General features: G+C 48.3%; 1 protein-coding gene. It reads right to left on the reverse strand.

The genetic code is table 11. The features are described 5' to 3' along the window. The coding region (locus tag J2D73_RS20495; RefSeq protein ID WP_207884276.1) for a peroxidase family protein at nucleotides 1–232 on the reverse strand (232 nt) is incomplete at both ends.

Consider the following 232-nt stretch of genomic DNA (forward strand, 5'->3'; position numbering starts at 1 on the left):
GTTCAATTCCGGGTCTACTTCCGGGTATAGCCTGTGGACTATCTTTGTGCAGTGTGTTCTTCCTACACTATGAGCTCCTAACAAAGCAACAACACCCTTGGTGTCAACACCAATGGACTTAAATCTGTCAAGCACCATACTCATGCTCTCATTGTGGTCAGGCAAGTATTGTTCCAGTATCTCCGCCCTGCTTCTCCTTCCGTCTCTCCGCCCCGTCTTCAAGGCAATGTAT

Source organism: Acetobacter sacchari, assembly GCF_017377715.1.
GTDB lineage: Bacteria > Pseudomonadota > Alphaproteobacteria > Acetobacterales > Acetobacteraceae > Acetobacter > Acetobacter sacchari.